Source organism: Pseudanabaena sp. PCC 7367 (assembly GCF_000317065.1).
Taxonomy (GTDB): domain Bacteria; phylum Cyanobacteriota; class Cyanobacteriia; order Pseudanabaenales; family Pseudanabaenaceae; genus Thalassoporum; species Thalassoporum mexicanum.
In genome coordinates this window covers 3,287,779-3,307,611 of the sequence record NC_019701.1, presented here as the reverse complement: position 1 = coordinate 3,307,611, position 19,833 = coordinate 3,287,779, and the positions used below count along the sequence as shown (strand labels likewise).

Genomic DNA, 19,833 nt, shown 5'->3' with positions numbered 1-19,833 from the left:
TATTTGGTCAAAATTTAACCTGGAGATGATAATTTCAATAGAGAGGGTAAGTTAAGTAAAAGCTTATCCTGCAATATTGATAAGTGAATTTACTTAAAGCTGGCGCTAAGTAGATATCGATAGGGTTGCACTGGGTTATTAACAAAACATGCAAATAAGTAATGAGGCGTTATTAGCAAACACGCCATCGTTGTTGGATGCAGCAACGTTAGGGAATCCATTATTAGATGCCAGTCTTGATGCACCACTTAAATATCCATCCCGCTATAAAAGTGGTAGCCAACGCAATCCACTGCAACCAAATAGCCCATATCTAGATCTAGGTAATGGCAGTAATATTAATGGTTTAGCAGGCATTACAGACGATCTGCTAGTACCAGCCCAGAGCCGCCTGACTAATCCAACCAGTGGTAATGGATTTGGCGATCGCATCCCTACCTTTAATCTAGACGACGAGCAGATCGCACCCATCTCTGCTGGTAGTGATTTGTCATTGCAAGTCCAGGAATCGCTCAGTAGCAGCCCAGAATCAAGCGAGCTATCCTCACCACCGCTATCATCAAGTCCTCTAGCAGCATCGGCAGTAACTAGCATTCCCGAATTTGCGATCAAAGCTGAGGGTAGAATCACGATCAACAATGGTGGCGACTTTGATGGTGCACCCCTGGATACCAGTGACGATGCCCTGGTTTATGGCAAAGAAGGCTTTACGATTAACAAGTCTGCCACCCTGCCAGTAGAAAGAGATAGCCAGGGTAATCCTGTGCTTGATAGTGAGGGCAAACCGATTCTGGTGCCCTTTGCGGTCGCTGTTTCTGAAGGATATAACGTAGCTAATGCCCCCAATAATCCCTACAGCAATCTACTGCCACCACAGATCGTAGACCCGCAGACTGTCGATGTACCTGGCTTTAATACAGTTAAGGATCAAGAGCTAGCGGATCGGATTCCTGCAGGCATCACGCCGATTGTTTTTGATCGTGCAAATCAGTTCAACAATACCAACAATTGGAATCAGAACTTCCCTGCTGGTGGAACTGCAGATAATCCCACGGTGGTTGAAATCACGAATGGTGGATTGAATATTCCCAATGGCGTGACGATCGAGAATACGGTCATCATTGTTAAGCGGGGCAACATTAATTTCAATGGTAATAACCATGCCCTCAATAATGTGGCGATCGTAGCCAACAATGGCGGTGTTAATCTGGCGAACACGCAAGTTAACAATAGTGCGATTCTGGCTTCTAGATCGATCAACCTGAATAACGGAGCCAGGTTTAGTGGTGAAAGTTTGATTGCCGCAGGTTCTCAAAACATTATCTTCAATGGTGCTACGACGACTACCGATGAGGCTGATTTCCTGACTGTGATCGCCCAGGGTGACATCATCTTCAATGGGGCATCGGCAACCAGAGGCGAATTCCTAACCGCGAAGAATTTTATTTCCAATAATGGCTCAGAGCTAATTGGTTCGATCGGTGCTAAAGGGAATGCCATTTTTAATAATAATGCTACGGTCACAGCGATCGTCTCAGATCAAGATAGCCCAATTATTACCGGGCAATTGGCAAATGATACAGGAGTCAGTGATGGGATTACGTCAAATCCAACGATCAGCGGTACTGTAACCGATGACAGCACAATTACAGAGCTAACTGCAGGTTTTGGTAGTATTCCAGTTGCCGATTATGTTGATATCCTGAGCGAACTGCAAAGTGATGGTAGTTTTACGCTGAGCCAGACTATGTTAGAGCAAATCAATGGTGCACCGTTAGCGAATGGTGATTATGTCCTCAATCTGCAAGCGGTTGATCAGTTTGGCAATACCTCTAATTTTACGATTGACTTTAGCCTCGATACAACTGCTCCCAATCTTGATATCGGCTTAGATCCTGCCTCTGATACAGACCCCGTTGGTGATGGGCAAACCACGGCTGAGATTGTTACCCTCACGGGTCAAAGTGATCCTGGTGCCCAGATAGAACTAATTCAAACTGGACAGACCACTACTGCTGATGGCACTGGTGCATATGCCTTTACCAATGTAGCCTTAGCACTCGGTGATAATAGCTTTGATGTAAAGGCAACAGATATTGCTGGGAATGAAACTACGATCTCGCCAACCTTCACCCGATTGCCTGTAGACGCTGACCCACCGGTGATTACGGGGCAATTGGCAAATGATACAGCGATCGGCGGCACTAATGGGGATGGCATTACCTCAGACCCAACGATTACGGGTACAGTCACCGATGCTAGCAACATTGACGAATTCATCGCTGGGTTTGGCGATATTCCAGTGGGTGAATATACTGGCTTGATTCCTGAACTGTTGCCCGATGGTAGCTTTAATCTAGACCAGGCGGATTTAGAAACTATCAATGGCGCACCACTGGTAGATGGTGACTACACCTTAAATCTGCAAGCCACCGATGAATTTGGCAATGCCTCTGGCAACGTTGACATTGCCTTTACACTCGATACCACGCCACCTGCTGCCCCCACTCTTGAGCTAGACCCTGTCTTTGATACGGAGCCACTGGGTGATGGCAGAACCATTGCCGAAATTGTCACGCTCACAGGCCAGGGCGATCCAAATACCCAGGTCAGGTTGGTGCAGACGAATCAGGTCACGGCCACCGATTCTACTGGTCAATATACCTTTACCGATGTGCCACTGATTCTAGGTGAGAATACCTTTGATGTGATCGCAACCGATATTGCGGGCAATGAGGTCACCACCACCCAGACTTTTACGCGCTTAGAAGAAGGAACACTAATCCTGCAAGAGGGGCAATCGTTCCAGGTGGATTTAACTGAATCGCTTGATATCCTGGAGCAACCAGCAATCCTCACCTTCACCTATGATGATGATTTTGATTTAACTGATACCGCTGGCATTAATGATGCCTTGGAAGTAGCGATCGTTGATGCCAATGGCGATCCGCTGGTGCAACCCTTTGCTACGGGTAGAGATGCTTTCTTTAATCTGACCGAAGGCGAAGGTGCTGCATTCAGCATTGATGCCAGCCTGGTGGATAAGACCGTAACTCTGAACCTACCTGCATTTACGCTGGGGCAAACTACCAATTTAATCTTTGAATTAATCAATAACGACAGCGATACCCAGACCACCTTCACCATTTCTGATATTGCAATTCTGCCCGGTGGTACAGGCACCAGTACCCCAGTTACGCCAACTTCAGAAACACCAGTTTCAGCAGATATAGACTTCAGCAGCATCACCGAGGTGACACCCAGCCTGGAAGCGAAATATGGTCGCACTTCCTATGTGAACAAGGATAAGGTGCTCTCCACGGAAGTTAGTTTGGAGAATATTGGTCAATATGACATTAATGGGCCATTGCTGGTGGCGATCGACAACCTCAGTGATCCAACCGTGCAGGTGCAAAACTTCGATGGCGTTACCCCGGATGGGATTCCCTATTTTGACTTCACTAACTTAATTAACGAGCAAGGCTTAGCAATCGGCTCTACTAGCGATCAGCGGACGCTTTCGTTCTTCAATCCCAATGAATCGCAATTCACCTATAACCTGAGAGTACTGGCCAGCACCAATCGCAGCCCTGATATTACCTCTGAGCCAGGGGTAGAAGCATTTGTTGATAGACCCTACACCTATCAGGTACAGGCAACCGACCCAGATAATGACCAGCTCACCTATGAGCTACTAGCGGCACCAGATGGCATGGCGATCGATGCCAGCACTGGGGCTATTTCCTGGACACCGATTATTGATAATGTCGGTAACTACACAGTCACGGTGCAGGTCAGTGATGGCAATGGTGGTATCACTGAGCAGAGCTATAACCTGGGTGTGCTCGATGGCAATCGTAATCGCCCGCCTCTATTCACCAGCACGCCGATTGTGCAGGCAGCGATCAATGCTGAATATACCTATCAAGCCACGGCTAGCGATCCCGACCAGGATGGCTTTATCTTCTCGGTCGTAGACGCACCGGATGGTCTGGCAATTGATGCGGATACTGGTTTGGTGACCTGGACTCCCACGGGTGAGCAGGCGGGTACGTTTGATGTGACCCTGCAGGTAACTGATGTTCGTGGTGGTGAAGCGCTCCAGACCTATAAGATTTTCACGGCCGCAGAGGAAGGTAATAATGCCCCAATTATTATCTCTGAACCACAGACCGATGGATTCACCGCGACCGGCTATGTGCAACGGATCGAAGCGATCGATCCTGATGATGATGCCCTCTCCTTCACACTGACCGAAGCACCAACAGGGATGGCGATCGATCCTGAGACGGGTTGGATCTCCTGGACGACCAAGCCTGAAAATGCTGGTGCCCATGATATCTCGGTGATGGTGGATGATGGCAGGGGTGGGTTTGATAATCTTTCCTTTACCCTTGACCTTTCCAGTGAGCAGCCAGGCCAAATCTGGGGTCGGGTGTTCTATGACAGTTTTGAGCCACCTGAGGATTTGCTCAATCAACCGCAGGTATTTAAACCTAGAACGAATAACCGACTCACGCCACCGGAGTTGAATAGTGGCAATGTTGAGATCGTAGATATTAGCTATCAAGACCCTACATTCGGTATTGATAGCTTTGCGTATGATGATACGACTGGGCAACTACTAGCAACCCTAGTTAATCCTCCTGGTTTAAGGGTTGGTTTGGGAGATATTGTTGCGCTTGAACAAGATGGCAGTCTAACTCAAATTGTCTCAGCTACACCAGAACCTGGAATTATCCTAGGTAGAGATGGTTTTGCGGTAGTTCCAGAAGACTTTATTGGTGACTTTAATCCTGGTGACAAGTTTGTAACAAGGGACTTCTTAGTGCAAACTGGACTTCAGAAAATAACTACTGGTGAAAGTGGCTTTGAATTCGAGCCAGATTTTGCTGATATTGGTGGACCTCCATTCTCTTTTACCGATGATCCAAATACAACTTCTCAAGAGATTCAGCGTATTCTTTTTGATGAAACGGGGCTTTTTGGTGGTGATTTAATAACTTCGTCTTGGTATTCAAAAGCTGGGACTGCAGGATTTAATCTTGCGATTAACAGGGTAAATTCTGAAGGTGAGGTGTCAAATATAGCCAATGTTGAAATCTCTACTTCAGTAGTAAGTGATATCGTCCCAAATGATCTTTCTTATGGTCCTTTAGCTGGCAAGATTCTTGCAACATATGGGACAACTCTGTACACAATAGATCCATCTGGAGTGATCGAAGAAGTCCCTTATATCGTGACTTCCCTTATTCCTGGTGATTTAGAATTTAAGCAGGCTGGATTTAGGTTGGTTGAACCAAATCAAAATCTAGTTGCAAATCATTTTGCTGTTCCTAGTATTGGTTTGAATCCTGGTGTGTCTGCCATAGGGGCTGACTACTTCCAGCCATATATTGGCGATCTAATGGCGCTTAGAGATGGTGGTGGTGGCTCTAGATCACGCCTAATGTACTGGGATGGAGAAAATGTCAGGATAGTTCAGGTTCCAGCTAAATTCCCTCCCCTGGATGGTGGTTTAGCAAATGGAACATTCAGTGAAGATAGAACCTTTGCCCCAGTTGCGATCGGCGATATTCCTGCAGTCGAACCACTGAGCCTAGCTAATGAAGTAGTCTTCATCGATGAAAACGATAACAACCTCCGCGATTCAGGCGAGATCTGGACTACCACTGATGATAACGGTATCTACAACTTCAACCTGGCTCCTGGCGATTACAAAGTGGTCCAGGAAGTGCAAGAGGGTTTTGAGGTTACCAGCCCTGAAAGCGACAACTATAACCTCACTCTGGCCAGTGGTGAAGTCTTAACTGGTAATAACTTCGGTAATGTGCGCAACTTCATCGTGCCACCAGCGCCCGATGAGAATGAAGCTCCAGAGTTTATTACCAATGGCCCTAACCTAGCCCAGGTAGATGAACGTATCCTCTATCGCCCTCAAGCGATCGACTTAGACGGCGATCTGATTACCTTTGATCTGGTCAGTGGCCCAGAAGGACTGACCTTTGATATAGATCGCAATATCATGGCCTGGCGTGCTACTGCTGACCAGGTAGGCACCGAAACAGTGATTATCCGTGCTACTGATGCTAGAGGTGCGGTGACATTGCAAGAATTCGAGATCGAGGTAGTACCACAGAATCTACCGCCTCGTTTCTACACAGTGCCGCCAGCTACCAGCCAAGCCGCGATCGGCCAAAATGTTCAATTCCTGGTGGAAGCCCGCACGCCAGAATCAGACCCGCTTACCTTTATCCTTGAGCCCGATGGTACCAGCGCCACGGTAGTTGATGAAGATCCGCGATTGCCAAGATTTAATACCTTTGAGGATGTTCTATTCAAGTGGCAACCCAATACAACCGGTATCTTTAACTTCTCAATTACTGCCGATGATGGAGAAGGTGGTACAGCTGCAACTAGTTTCCAGATTGAAGTAGTAGATAACCTGCCCAATGATGCGCCGACCCTGAATATTGAAGGGCTACCCCGCATTACTACTCAGGCCATTCCCTATGTAGGCACAGTCATAGCCAGCGATCCCGATAATGACCCCTTGGAGTATCGCCTCACCGAAGCACCAACGGGAATGACGATCGAACCAAATGGCAACATATTCTGGGCTCCCCAGCCAGACCAGGTGGGTACTCATATTGTCACAGTCGAAGTGGATGATGGTCGCGGTGGGATCGTCAGTGACACCTATGAATTGACAGTAGCCAGCACTGGCACCATCCCCAATACACCACCATTCTTTGTCTCTGATCCCAGGGTGAATGCCACTGCCAACCTGGACTATGAATATCAAATCGAGGTCAATGATACTGACATCGTCAATGACAATTTACTATTGACTCTCGATACTGCCCCCGATGGCATGTTCTTAGATCCTGCCACCAGCAGATTATTGTGGACACCAGGTTTGAATGATATCGGCACCAATAATGTGGTAATCAGGGTGACCGATTCCCAGGGTGCATTTGAATTACAAGAGTTCACCGTTACTGTTAATGCGGTCAATATTCCGCCAATCATTACCTCTGCGCCAATTACAGAAGCAGCTCAGGATAAAGCCTATAGCTATCTGGTGCAGGCAGAAGATAGCGATAATGGCCAATTGAGCTATGAGCTGATCAATGCCCCCACTGGCATGATTATTGATCCTGGTACTGGCTTGATTGAATGGACACCGACTGCCACTGACCTGGGCAATGCCACGATCGAGGTGAGGGTAGATGATGGCCAGGGTGGCATTGCCACGCAAACCTATGATTTGTTGATTAGTGATACTGCTGCCAATCTAGCGCCTGCATTCACCTCACAGCCAATCTACGCAGCGGCGATCGATGAACCCTACACCTATCAAGCCACGGCCAGCGATCCAGAAGATGGTACGCTTACCTTCTCACTGGGCAATAGTCCAACGGACATGACGATCGATGCCAACACTGGTCTAATTGAATGGACACCAACCACTGACCAAACTGGTGACTTCAGTATTGAAGTAATTGTCACTGATCCAGATGGTGCCACAGCAACCCAGAGTTTTGTGGTCAGTACAATCGTCAACAGTGCACCAGTAATCCTTTCTACCCCAGCTACAGGAATTCAATCGGGTGATACCTATCTCTATAATCTGAGGGTAGAAGAGCCCGACGGCGATCCACTTACCTACACCCTGACGGAAGCACCAGAGGGAATGACGATTGATAATCTCGGTCGATTGCGCTGGGATGTACCACTAGGATTAAATGTACTCCAACCTGTCACCATTACCGTAGCTGATAATCGTGGTGCATCGGTACAACAGAGTTTTGACATTGCCGTCAGTGGCGATGACCAGGCTCCCGTCATCAATCTCAGTGCCCCCTTCAATGTCAACATCAATGAACCTGCCAATATCGTGGTTACGGCAACGGATAATATCCGAGTGACTGAACTCTTGCTGATCATAGATGGTGAATCAATTACCCTCGATGCCAATGGTGTGGCTGAATATACACCAACCCAGTCAGGGGTATTCACTGCCCAGGCGATCGCTACCGATGCGGCAGGCAATATGGCCACAGTGGAGCAGGAGTTCGGGGTCATTGATCCTACGATGAACAATGCTCCTGATATCTCACTGGATGTAATTGAAGGCACTGAGTTCACTGCCCCAGAAGATATTATCGGTTCAGTGCTGGATGATGACCTGACCAGTTACAGCCTCAGTGTAGCGCCACTCGATAGTGATAATTTTACCGAGATCGCTAGTGGCAGTGACACAGTCAATGGCGCTGCCCTGGGTGAATTTGACCCGACTGTTCTCCAGAATGATACCTACACCCTCAGGCTAGAAGCGACAGATGTAGCAGGTAATATTGCGATCGTCGATCGGCAGGTGAATGTAGTTGGTGAGTTGAAGCTGGGCAATTTCCGCCTCTCCTTCACCGACCTGCAAATTCCAGTCACAGGTATTCCAATTACTGTTACTCGCACCTATGATTCACTGACCAGCAAAAACAGTGATGACTTTGGCTTTGGCTGGCGGATGGAGTTCAGGGATACAGACCTGCGTACCAGCCTGGGCAGAGATGAAGTGTTTGAACAGCTTGGGATTCGCTCTGAAGCATATCAGGAAGGCACCAAGGTATTCATTACGCTGCCTGGTGGCGATCGGGAGGTCTATACCTTCAAGCCAGAGCGCGATCCGCTCTCTAATTTCTTCCCACCAGTGGTGGATGGTGAAGATACCACTATTTACAGACCTGCGTTTGAATCGGAGGCTGGTTCTTACAATACCTTGACTGTTAAGGATACCAGGCTAACCCGCTCTAATGGCAAGTTTATTGGTCTGGGTGGGCAGCTATATAATCCTGCCGATGGCTTCTTTGGTGGCACGTTTGTACTGACGACCAAGGAAGGGATTGTCTATGAGATTGATGGTAATACTGGCGATCTGCTCACCGTGACCGATCGCAATGGCAATCAACTCACCTTTACCGATGCTGGCGTAGAAAGCAGCACTGGCAAGCAGGTGGTATTTGAGCGCAATGCTCAGGGCAGGATTACTGCACTAATAGACCCAGCGGGCAATCGCATCACCTATGACTATGATGCCAATGGCGATCTCATTGCCGTGACCGATCGGGAGAATAATCAAACTGAGTTCCAATACAACGAACCCACCAGAGATCACTTCCTCACAGACATTATTGACCCGCTCGATCGGCCTGCCTCCAGAACTGAATATGACGACAAGGGCAGGTTGAAACAAATTCTGGATGTCAATGGTGAGTCGGTTGAGATGACCTATGACCCTGATAATTCTCTTCAGATTGTTAAGGACAAACGGGGCTTTGATACGGTCTATGAATATGATAACCGTGGCAATGTGGTCAAGGAGACTGACCCGGTTGGCAAGGTAACTGAGCGCACCTATGACGCTGATAATAATATCCTGACTGAGAAGGTAATCACGGATGAAAGTGGCTCTGATGGATTTGTTAGTAAGTTTACCTATGATAGTCGTGGCAATGTTCTAACTGAGACTGATCCTCTAGATCGCACCAACCGATATACATATAATTCATTTAACCAGCTCTCGACAATTATTAATCCGCTTGGTCACACCACATCGTATGAATATGACAGTAGAGGTAATCTAACTGCGGAAACTGATGCTACTGGTTATACTCGCTCTTACATTTACGATCCTGTTGGCAGGGTTAAGTTAATTGTTGAGGATGCCGGTAGAGATATTACCGAGTTTAACTACGATAGTTTTGGTAATTTAAGCAGCCTAATTGATGCCCTAGGTCACGAGACCACCCTAACTTATGACGAGAATGGCAACCCACTGACCGAGACCAGAACCCAAACTACTCCCGAGGGAGAGAGAACACTCACAACCACAGTAACCTACGATAATGATAATAGAGTCACTTCAGTTCTAGATGCGGAAGATAATTTGACTCGGTTTGAGTATGATGGCAATGGCAATCGCACCGTGGTTATCGATCCGCTGGGTCGCCGTACTGAGCAGGTATATGACGATCTGAATCGCCCTTCGGAAACTATTTTCCCAGATGGAACACCTGGTGATTTGTTAGATAACTTGCGATTGAGGAATGAATATGATGTGGTGGGGAATAGAACGGCGATCGTTGATCCGAGTGGCAAGACAACTAACTATGTTTATAATCCGATCAACCTCGTCACTGAGACTATCTCGCCGGATGATACACCAGGGGATTTGTCTGACAATCAAAGAATCCTGTCTGACTATAATCAGCGTGGTTTAGCTACAGGATTAACGGATGAAGATGGCGATCCGGTTGAGCTAATTTATGATGCGGCGGGTCAGTTAGTTGGCTCAAGTAACACCCTCAATGATTCAGTTACCACAGTTTATGACGCTGCAGGTCGATCGATCGCCACTACCGATCCCCTCGGTCGCACTACCTTATTTGATTATGACGAGTTAGACCGGGTTACCAGAGTAGAGACTCCTGATGGCGAGAGTATTGCTGTAGTTTACGATCAGTTTGGTAATGTTACTTCTTTAGCTGATCAAGCTGGCCGCAGCAGCCAGTATGAATATGATGTGCTCGATCGCCTGGTGGCAGTTACCGATGAGAATGGTGAACGCACTGAATATAGTTATGATGAGCTAGGCAATCTGATTCAGCAAAAAGATGCCAACGATCGCCTTACTAAATATGAATACGATCGCCTTAGCAGACGGATTGCGGTCGAACGTCCCTTAGGCCAACGCGAGGAGATGAGCTATGACGAAGTTGGGCGGGTTGATCGTATTACCAATTTCAATGGTGATGTAATTGAATTTGAATATGACGAGCTAGATCGCCTTCGTGCGAAGAACTATGTCAATGAGAGCCGACTGTTTGAATATACTTACTATGATTCAGGACAGCTAGCCACCTACGCTGACGATCGCGGCATCACTACCTATAACTATGACGATCGCAATCGCCTTGCTTCCAGGCTCGAACCTGACGGTACTGAAATCAGTTATACCTACGTTTCCGGTGGCGCGATCGAATCGATTACTACGCCCACTGGCACCACATCCTACACCTATGATGAGGTTAATCGAATTGACACTATTTCTAAGGATGGCGAGGTAACCGACTACGAATTTGATGATGCGGGTAATTTAGTTCAGATTATATTAGCTAATGGTGTAACTGAGACGATGAGTTATGACGATCTCAATCGTTTAGTTGGTGTTACTAATACCGATGCTAATGGAAATATTTTATCCAGCTATATCTATACCCTGGATGAACTGGGCAATCGCACCAGGGTGGAAGAATCCAGCGGTCGGATCATTGAATTTACCTACGATGATTTATATCGCCTGACCCAGGAGACAATTACTGACCCGGTCAATGGCGATCGCACAATTACTTATACCTATGATGAGGTGGGCAATCGCCTCAGCCGTGATGATTCGATCGAGGGGCTCACTACCTACACCTACGATGATAACGATCGCCTCTTAACTTCGTTCTTGAATGGGGTAGAGACTACCTATGCCTATGATGATAACGGCAATTTGCTCAGCGCTAATAATCCCGATCGCCAGGTGGTTTATGATTGGGATGCGATGAATCAGTTGGTGGGGGCGGATATCACCGATGTAAATGGCATTAAGGAAATTGACTACAAATATGATGCTAGTGGGATCAGGGTAGCTTCGATCGTGGATGGCGAGGAAACCCGCTTCCTGATCGATACGACTCGCCCTTATCCAGAGGTGTTAGAAGAATATGCCCCTAATGGCGATCCGATCGCATCGTATGTACATGGTTTGGATCTCATCTCGCAGGAACGGAATGGTGAATCGCTGTTCTATCTCTCGGATGCCCACAGTGGTGTGCGGCAACTAAGCGATGACCTGGGTGGGGTGGTGAGTACCTATGATTATGATGCCTATGGTAATTTGCTCAATTCCACTGGCACGGCTACGAATAATTACCTCTATCGCGGTGAGCAATTTGATCCCAATCTGGATCTGCAATACTTGCGGGCACGATACTATGACCCGAACTTAGGCAGGTTCCCCAGTGTTGATCCGTTTGAGGGGGATTTGGAGAACCCTATGTCAAAGCATCGTTATCAGTATGGATTTAATAATCCCATTTCTTATATTGATCCTACTGGCGCTTTCAATATAAATGAACTTGTTGCGTCACAAACAATTCAGAGTATTCTTGAAGGTTCTGATCTGAATGTAGCAGCAGAGACTGCAATATGGGCTGGTTTGGCACTAAGTGGACTGACACTATCCTTAGTTCAAAAAGATGCTTCTTACTATGAAAGGCTTAAAAATAATAATTTAGTTTACTGGGAAGGCGAAGTTTTTGCTACGGGGCTAAACACTCTTGCCCCAATTATTTCTTCTGTGAGGTCAATTTTCAATTTTAAAGAGTTCATAGAAAAACTTGCCAATCCTGTCAGTGCGACATCATCACAATTTAGTGCATCCTTCATAAATGCTAAATCAGATCCTTTCTTCTTGCCTGTATCAAGTAAGTTCCGGGGAATTCCTGTTAATGCTGTCAGCAGAAACATTACTGTTACTTCTAACCTAGTAGGTAGTTTACCGTCTAGTAATGCTTTATCAGTGTTGAGCGTTGGTGGATTTACTGGCACATCACCTGTAGATGTAACAAACTTGCCAAACTTTGTTAGTCTGCCAAATTCAGACGGAGGCGTTGCGAGAAGTTTTGCAGGAGGATTTTTAGGCTATACAGGACTTACTGGCACATATCTAACAGGTACTTTCTCAGCAGGAGGATTCCAATCAGGTTATGTTGAAGCTGATAGTAGTGGTACTGGATTCATTGTTGGTCTTGGGATAGGTTTGTCTTTCGATTTTTCTGCAGGCTTTACTTTCAACGTTGCAGGCTCAGTAAGTTAGTAATTTCAATTTCTTTTATACAAGTTAGCCTTTAAATCAAGAAGTTTATTGATAAAATTTTGATGAAAAAAACCAATCTCCCCCTCCATCCTTTCCCAGGCGCATTACGATCGAAACGGGGGATTTGATGGCATGAGCGATCGCATAATTCAGCAAATACTCAGACGTATCTCAATGGGAATGAGATCTCAATCAATTGAGAAAAGTAGTGTTACTTGAATCACGGATCGCAACGAAGTGATTCATTTTAATAAGCCTGATAAACAGCGGGATAGCCTGAAACGATTATTGGGGCTCAGTCTCGCCAGATCTAAGCGAGTGTCACCTGGTACTGCCAGATTTCACTCCCAGTGATTCCCCACAGCGATCGATTACTTAGACTAAAAATCTAGACTAAAATCCAATTCCACTCGTGATTTCCTTCAGTAACTGGGCTGATTTTCGCAGTTGGGCTAGTTCTTCGTCACTGGGATAGATCGCAATTTGCCGCTCCACCCCCTGACGATTGACCACAGCAGGAATGCTAAAACAAACATCATTGATGCCATAAAAGTCTTTAATCAGGCTGCTGACAGTCAAGATATGGTTCTGGTCACGCAAAATAGCCTGTGCGATCTGCGTCACCCCCAGGCCGATCGCATAGCTAGTTGCCCCTTTGCGCTGAATGATCTCATAGGCCGCATTTTTGACCTGGTTATAAACCTGATCTAGCTGATCATAAACCTCTGGCTCGCGCCAATTAGGAATCAGTTGATCTAAACGAGAGCCACCGATGTGTAACTCACTCCACAGAGCTACTTCGCTATCGCCATGCTCTCCCAAAATATAACCATGCACATTGCGTGAATCTAGTTTTAGTTTTTGGCCAAGCAAATATTTAAATCGAGCCGTATCTAAAACCGTACCCGAACCAATTACCCGCGAAGCTGGTAAACCAGATAGCTTGAGGGACACATAGGTCATAATGTCCACTGGATTGCTGACGATTAGCAAGATCGCATTGGGCGATCGTTTAACCACTTCTGGCACAATGCTTTTGAAAATCTCGACATTTCGCTGCACCAGATTTAAGCGACTTTCGCCAGGGTGCTGTTTGGCTCCGGCGGTAATAATCACCAGGTCTAGATCCTGGTAATCTTCGATCGTGCCAGCCTTAATTACAGATGGCTCTACAAAAGACAGACCATGCACTAGATCCATCACTTCACCTTCCAGTTTTTCCTGGTTAATATCGGTGATGATCAGCTCGTCTAGGGTGTTTTGAATCAACATTGAGTAGGCACATGCCATGCCAACCTGTCCTGCCCCAATGATTGCAGCCTTGCGTAGGTCTTGAGAAACTAAGGGGAGAGAATCGCCAATCGGCGTAAATATTTGATCCAGCATAATTCCTAATTCCTAATTCTGCTTAAGCTCTAATTACTGTTAAAGGTTAACTGAATATTTTGGGTGGAAAATAAATCAAGGATTTACTAGTGTAAGCCCCTTGGTTAGTGATTGATTGATTCACTAACTACATCAATGCTGACATTTTTGTGATGCTTTGACCACATAGCCAGCGATCGCTCAAGTTCTAAAATATATCGAAATATCCCGACATTGTACAGCGGAGAGATGATTGGGAAATAATAGCTATTGCCATCTCCTATTACCTTTATATTAATGTTTGCAATTCTGACTTTGCTATTCCTAAAGCTAGGTGATGCCAGATAACCAAGCCAAGTGCAGCCCCACCGAATCCTTTTATCTTTTTCATCGCTCAGAGGAAGACAGTCATGTTCGGAATTGTAAATTCCTGATCTAAATTCCTAATCTAAACTTATGATTGCAATGCCTCAAAGCTAGCTCAATTATGCTGTTTGAGCCCTAGCAGGGTGACAATAAGCATGTGAATAAGAGCTAGAGTAAATTACAGCAAAATAGATGTTAGGCGACAATTACCTTGGCGGCTGGATGACGATTACTTGGCATAAAAAGATGATCGCCAGCAGAATTATGAGATCGCCATGGGAGGCTAGCGACAACTAGAAAAATAGAGATCAAAAAGGGATGCAATTAAGCACCCCTTCCAAATCCTGTTTTACTTATAGTGATAGTGATTTAAAGCGCACAGCAATACAGCTTTGCCGAACTAACTATTCAAAGATAACCTTAGACTTAACCGGCTTGAAACTGGGCACCACGATCGAATCGTCCTGCTTGGTTAAACGCCCATACAAGGACATCGTATTCGGGAAGTTGGCGGCAGGGAAGGTTTCATAGCGATTGAATGGCACTGTATCTTCGCCAAAGGCATCGAGATATTCACGGCTGCTCAACATTTCAGTCACCATCGCCTTGAGCCCTTGACTGGCCAGCAGCGAGTTATACTTGCGGATTTCTACCTGATCCAACGGGGCACGACCCAGGAAGTGCTTAGTACCCAATTCGATCACCTTGGTGTTGGGGAATGGGGTATAGAACTCCTTGATATAAAGATCAGAAGTACCGATCGCCAGAATGAATTCCTTCACCGTCAGTTCTGCATTTTGCAGCTTACTGGTAAAGCGGCTGAATTGGGCATCGGCCACATAGGCATCCATATCACGCTCAAATACTTGGCGGTAGGCAGCCCTAACTGCATTATTCACTTCTACCGGATCAAGACTGGTGAGCTTGAATACCTTGGTCTGGTCACGTCGTTTGGCCACACCTTGATTGATCCGCGATTGGATCGCTGGCTCGGTGCGAACTTCATCCACTTGACCCAGCTCAATAAAGCGAGGTGTAGCATCCTTCTGTGCCTTAGCACCACGATCGCCAACTGTACCCACCCGATTACTACGCAGTGACACACCAGCGGCAGTCAAATAGCGCTCATAGGGAACCGTATCTTCACCGAAGGCTTCTTCATATTCCTTGCTGTCCAGGATTGCATCTACCAGGGCATAGAAACCTTTCTTAGAACAAACATCAAAGTATTTGTTCATCTCTTGACGACCATAGGTAGGACGGCCAAGCAAGCGACGATGGATATACTCAACTGCCTTACAGACATAGAGGCTAGTCCAGTATTTATTCCGGAACGCTGGTGACTTGGCAACTTGGCGCACAAACTCACGCACGTTAATATCACCATTTTCTAGCCTGATTTCCCACACGGTCAAACGCTGGCCGGCAAATGGCATAAAGCCAATTAGCTGCAAATAAATGGCGCGGATCACTGCCTGAGTCGAAGATTCAGAGAACTTAACGCTACCGTTAGCATTAAAGTTACTACCACTGGCTCCTGGAAGTTGATCCAGCTTAAATACTTTCGGCCCCAGGGTGCCCGGCGCAGAACCAGATGCCTTTGGATTACCAACCTGGTTATCAATGCCAGGCCCACGGCGGATCAACAAACGACGGGTATCTTTGCTGAACGGAGCTGGTCTGGCGCTGGGGTTGCGTACTTCTTTGGGGAAGATCGCGCCAAATTGAATTTCCAATGGGTCGTTGCCAGAACCATAGACATGCTGATCGGGCAGCGGTTGGGTGTAGGCAGAGAATAGGGTGATGAACTGTGGTACTTTGCGGAAGGGGGCAGAGTATTTATACAAGTCAAACTGAGCACCCCAGTTGCGTGCTGGCTGGGCTTCTTGACCATAACCACGCTTATAGGGAACCGTCTCTTCACCGAAGTAATCGCTATATTCAGTGGAATTGAGCAGCGCATCAACTAAGGCAGAAAGACCACCTGTAGTCAGGATTGCAAAATACTTTGAAAACTCAGTGCGGCTTTCTGGAGCCCGCCCCATGAAATGCTTGAATGCCAACTCAACCACGCGGGAGTTCACAAATTTATCGTGGAACTCGGCTCGATAGAGGGGTGATTTACCCATGCGGCGCACAAACTCGCGCATGGAGATCTCGTTGTTTTTCACCTTCGACTCTAAATCAGAGATCGACAGGGCATAGGCACGGGTAATATCCCGTTCAAAAATTTGCCGATAGGCCGCCTTAACTACGTCGTTCTTTTCTAAAGCAGACAGACCGGGCTTCATCACAAACTTCTGACGACGCTCGGCAGTGTTGAAGTAGATCTGGGGTAGGGTCAAACCTTGCAGATCGGTGGAATTGCGCTGGCGTAGCTTTTGGGAAGGAGTAGAAGCTTGGAATTCGGCGATCGCCACGTCCATATACTGGCTGACAATATCGATCGCTTCTTGATCATTTTTGCCCAAAGCACCGATCGCAGCCCGCTTCATTTCTTTGAGAGCCACCAACGTTGCATCGGTGGAACAAGCGCGTTCAATGATTTCCCGCAAACCACGTACATTCTGAGCCAGAATCGTAGGCTCGCCAGCCACGATCGCATAGGTGGTATAACGCAGGAACCAGCTCAGATCGCGCAATGATTTTTTCATCCGCTCTGGGCCATAGCGTGCCACATTAATCGGCCGGAATCCTTGTGGTGTTTCCGTCGATCCCAGTGAATTCAAGAAATTCTGGATTGACCCAAGCACTCCCGTGCTGGACTGGGCATATGTAACCGTGCCTAAAGCCATCCCTCTTTTAGTATCAATGGGCTGACCGTCCATCGCCATCTCAACTGACGATGCGTCACTTGGTTTTTCTAAGAAAGCCATTGGACTGCCGCCAGTGAAAATTGCATTAGCAGCACGGGAAACGATGTTATCTGAGTTGTTGGTTAAGATCTCGGCGATTTCAATCCGCTTAGCACCAGACTTGAAATAGGTGCTCAAGTCCTCCAATTCAGTGCGACCGGGAAATCTGTCCTGCTGTTCCACCTGGGAAATGGTTGATGTCAAAGCAGTTTGGTATAGTCCGGGCCGAGCATTAACTGCTCCGCTTGATGCTGTTACGCTCATTCGATTACCTATAAGAGTTCTATATAAAAGGGTAGGTTAAAAAGCACCCAGTTACGGGAGCCGCATATCTATAACAACAGAATACTATTTATATTGCAGTATAGATCTGTAACCTCTTGACGATAAGTTTTGTAAAGAAAAACAGATGGGGAAGGCAGGCCAAGGACTGATTGGGAACACGTAAGTATTAATAACTAGTCAAGGCGATCCTGAATTTCAAATCGGGCCTTCACTAAGCATCGCCAACCCCGCTCTGAATCTTGCTCAGAACATTCACACCCATATTCTTCGGGCTAATAGTAATTTGCTGATTCACAGGCTCTAATTAGATTCAGCTTAAGGTTTAAATAAAGGTGTAAATAAAAGATTAATTTGAATTAAATTTAATTTGATTAATTAAAGCTACTTAATAAACTTAAATTTTCCCTGTTCACCATCCTCACTCATTTCGATCGCGGCCACATAAAACTGCTGCTGGATAATTTCTCCTTCTGCGGTAAAGGAAATTTCACCCAGGGGAGTTTGATAGGTGCCAGCAAAAATGGCATCGCGTAACTTGGTGCGCAATTCAGGCAAGGGCAAATCCGCGATCGGGGTGTCCTGGTTGACTACCCGCAACGCTTCCACAAAGACCTGTACACCCGTAAACGCCTGGGCACTGAATTGGGGTGGCTCTTGCTGGGTTTTGGCCTGATAGGCAGCCCGAAACGCCTGGTTGATCTCGTTGTCCAGTTCAGGGCTATAGGCTTGAGCGATCAAAATGCCATCACACAGCGCCTTGCACACTGGAAACAAATTAGAGGTATTCAAGCCATTGCCGCCAATAATTAAGCCCTCATAACCCAGTTCCCGCAATTGCTTCACCAGGTTGCCGCCATCCGCTGCCAAACCGGAAATAATCACTAGATCAGGATCAAGGCCGATCGCATTGGTGGCCTGGGATTGAAAATCGGTATCGGTGGTCTGAAACCGCTGCACCGTGACTGTCTCTAAGCCTTTGGCGGTGACCGCTTCCTGGAAAGTTTCTGTTTCCGATTTACTAAATGCGTCATTCTGGGCAAAGAAAACCGCCACTTTGCTAATGTCTGGGTTAATCTCCAATGCTGCATCCAGGGCATTTGGAGCTACTACGGCCACCGGTGCAGACACCCGACCGATATATTCGCCAATCTGGGGGATACCCTTGGCTGTGTTTGAAGGCCCCAGCACCGGTACCCCAGCGCGATCGGCGATCGGGTTGGCGCTAAAGGCTTGCTGAGATAGGGTTGGCCCCACGATCCCCACCACCTTATCCTGGTTCATCAGCGTATTGAAGGCGTTAATGGTGCCCTGCTCATCGCCACCAGTATCCTGAAAGACAAGTTTAATCGGTGTGCCATCCACCCCGCCCTGGTCATTAAAATAAGTGCCAGCCAACTCTGCGCCGATTACTTCTTCTTGCCCCAAAAGCGCCACGTTACTGGTTTGTGCCACGCCAATGCCGATCGGGATGCCATCTTGATCGCCCGTGGTGGGTTCAGTTGTGCCGGGATTACTATCGGGTGTAGGGGTTTGAGGCGGCGTATTCGGCTGGCAGGCCACCACCAGGGTAAAAGCCAGAAATGAGACAAAAAGCGTAGTCGCAATGCGCCTGAATTTGGCGATCGCCCGCTGATTAATAAGCTGATTAATATACCTATTCATTTTTCTTTTATTTTGTGTTTTATTTAAACAAACCAATAATTAAACAAATTTATTTGGCTAAAATATAAAGGATGTATTTAAGCGCTGCTAAAAATTCTTCATTGCACGGGGACAAGCAAGAACAAATCTGATTTTCCCTAGTGCTATTTCAATCGAGATGTTGTGCAAGTATTAACTCAAATGCTTTGCTCTACTAGGTGCCCATGCCAAAGAAGTCTCTTGAAAATGCACTAGGCCACAACATAATTAGATTAAATTTGCTGTGGATTGACTAAAAGCCAGCAAATCTAATGGTTAATACCCAAGGGTAATTAATCTGGCTGATTTTGACGATTTATTAGCCCTAACGGCAATGAATTTTAAAATTTTGGC

The 19,833-nt window shown here is 46.7% G+C and carries 4 protein-coding genes; 1 reads left to right on the top strand and 3 read right to left on the bottom strand.

Annotation, left to right across the window (positions count from 1 at the left end):
* Window positions 1–148: 148 nt before the first annotated feature.
* A complete protein-coding gene (locus PSE7367_RS13115) occupies window positions 149–12,928 on the top strand; it encodes a putative Ig domain-containing protein (RefSeq protein ID WP_015165841.1) in 12,780 nt (4,259 codons plus the stop codon).
* A 393-nt stretch (window positions 12,929–13,321) separates the two neighbouring features.
* Here PSE7367_RS13115 and PSE7367_RS13110 read toward each other — a convergent pair whose 3' ends face one another.
* From PSE7367_RS13110 to PSE7367_RS13100, 3 genes are all read right to left on the bottom strand, one after another.
* Window positions 13,322–14,314 (bottom strand): L-lactate dehydrogenase, encoded by a 993-nt coding sequence (locus PSE7367_RS13110; RefSeq protein ID WP_015165840.1) that lies wholly within the window; start codon window positions 14,312–14,314, stop codon window positions 13,322–13,324.
* A gap of 749 nt (window positions 14,315–15,063) precedes the next feature.
* Window positions 15,064–17,778 (bottom strand): phycobilisome rod-core linker polypeptide, encoded by a 2,715-nt coding sequence (locus tag PSE7367_RS13105; RefSeq protein WP_015165839.1) that lies wholly within the window; start codon window positions 17,776–17,778, stop codon window positions 15,064–15,066.
* A gap of 402 nt (window positions 17,779–18,180) precedes the next feature.
* Entirely contained in the window at window positions 18,181–19,461 is a 1,281-nt protein-coding gene (locus tag PSE7367_RS13100; protein WP_015165838.1) for an ABC transporter substrate-binding protein, read from the bottom strand.
* Between the last annotated feature and the right edge of the window lie 372 nt (window positions 19,462–19,833).

Coding starts and splice junctions, on each gene's coding strand:
- PSE7367_RS13115 (WP_015165841.1), top strand. CDS start 149: ATGCAAATAAGTAATGAGGCGTTATTAGCAAACACGCCATCGTTGTTG.
- PSE7367_RS13110 (WP_015165840.1), bottom strand. CDS start 14,314: ATGCTGGATCAAATATTTACGCCGATTGGCGATTCTCTCCCCTTAGTT.
- PSE7367_RS13105 (WP_015165839.1), bottom strand. CDS start 17,778: ATGAGCGTAACAGCATCAAGCGGAGCAGTTAATGCTCGGCCCGGACTA.
- PSE7367_RS13100 (WP_015165838.1), bottom strand. CDS start 19,461: ATGAATAGGTATATTAATCAGCTTATTAATCAGCGGGCGATCGCCAAA.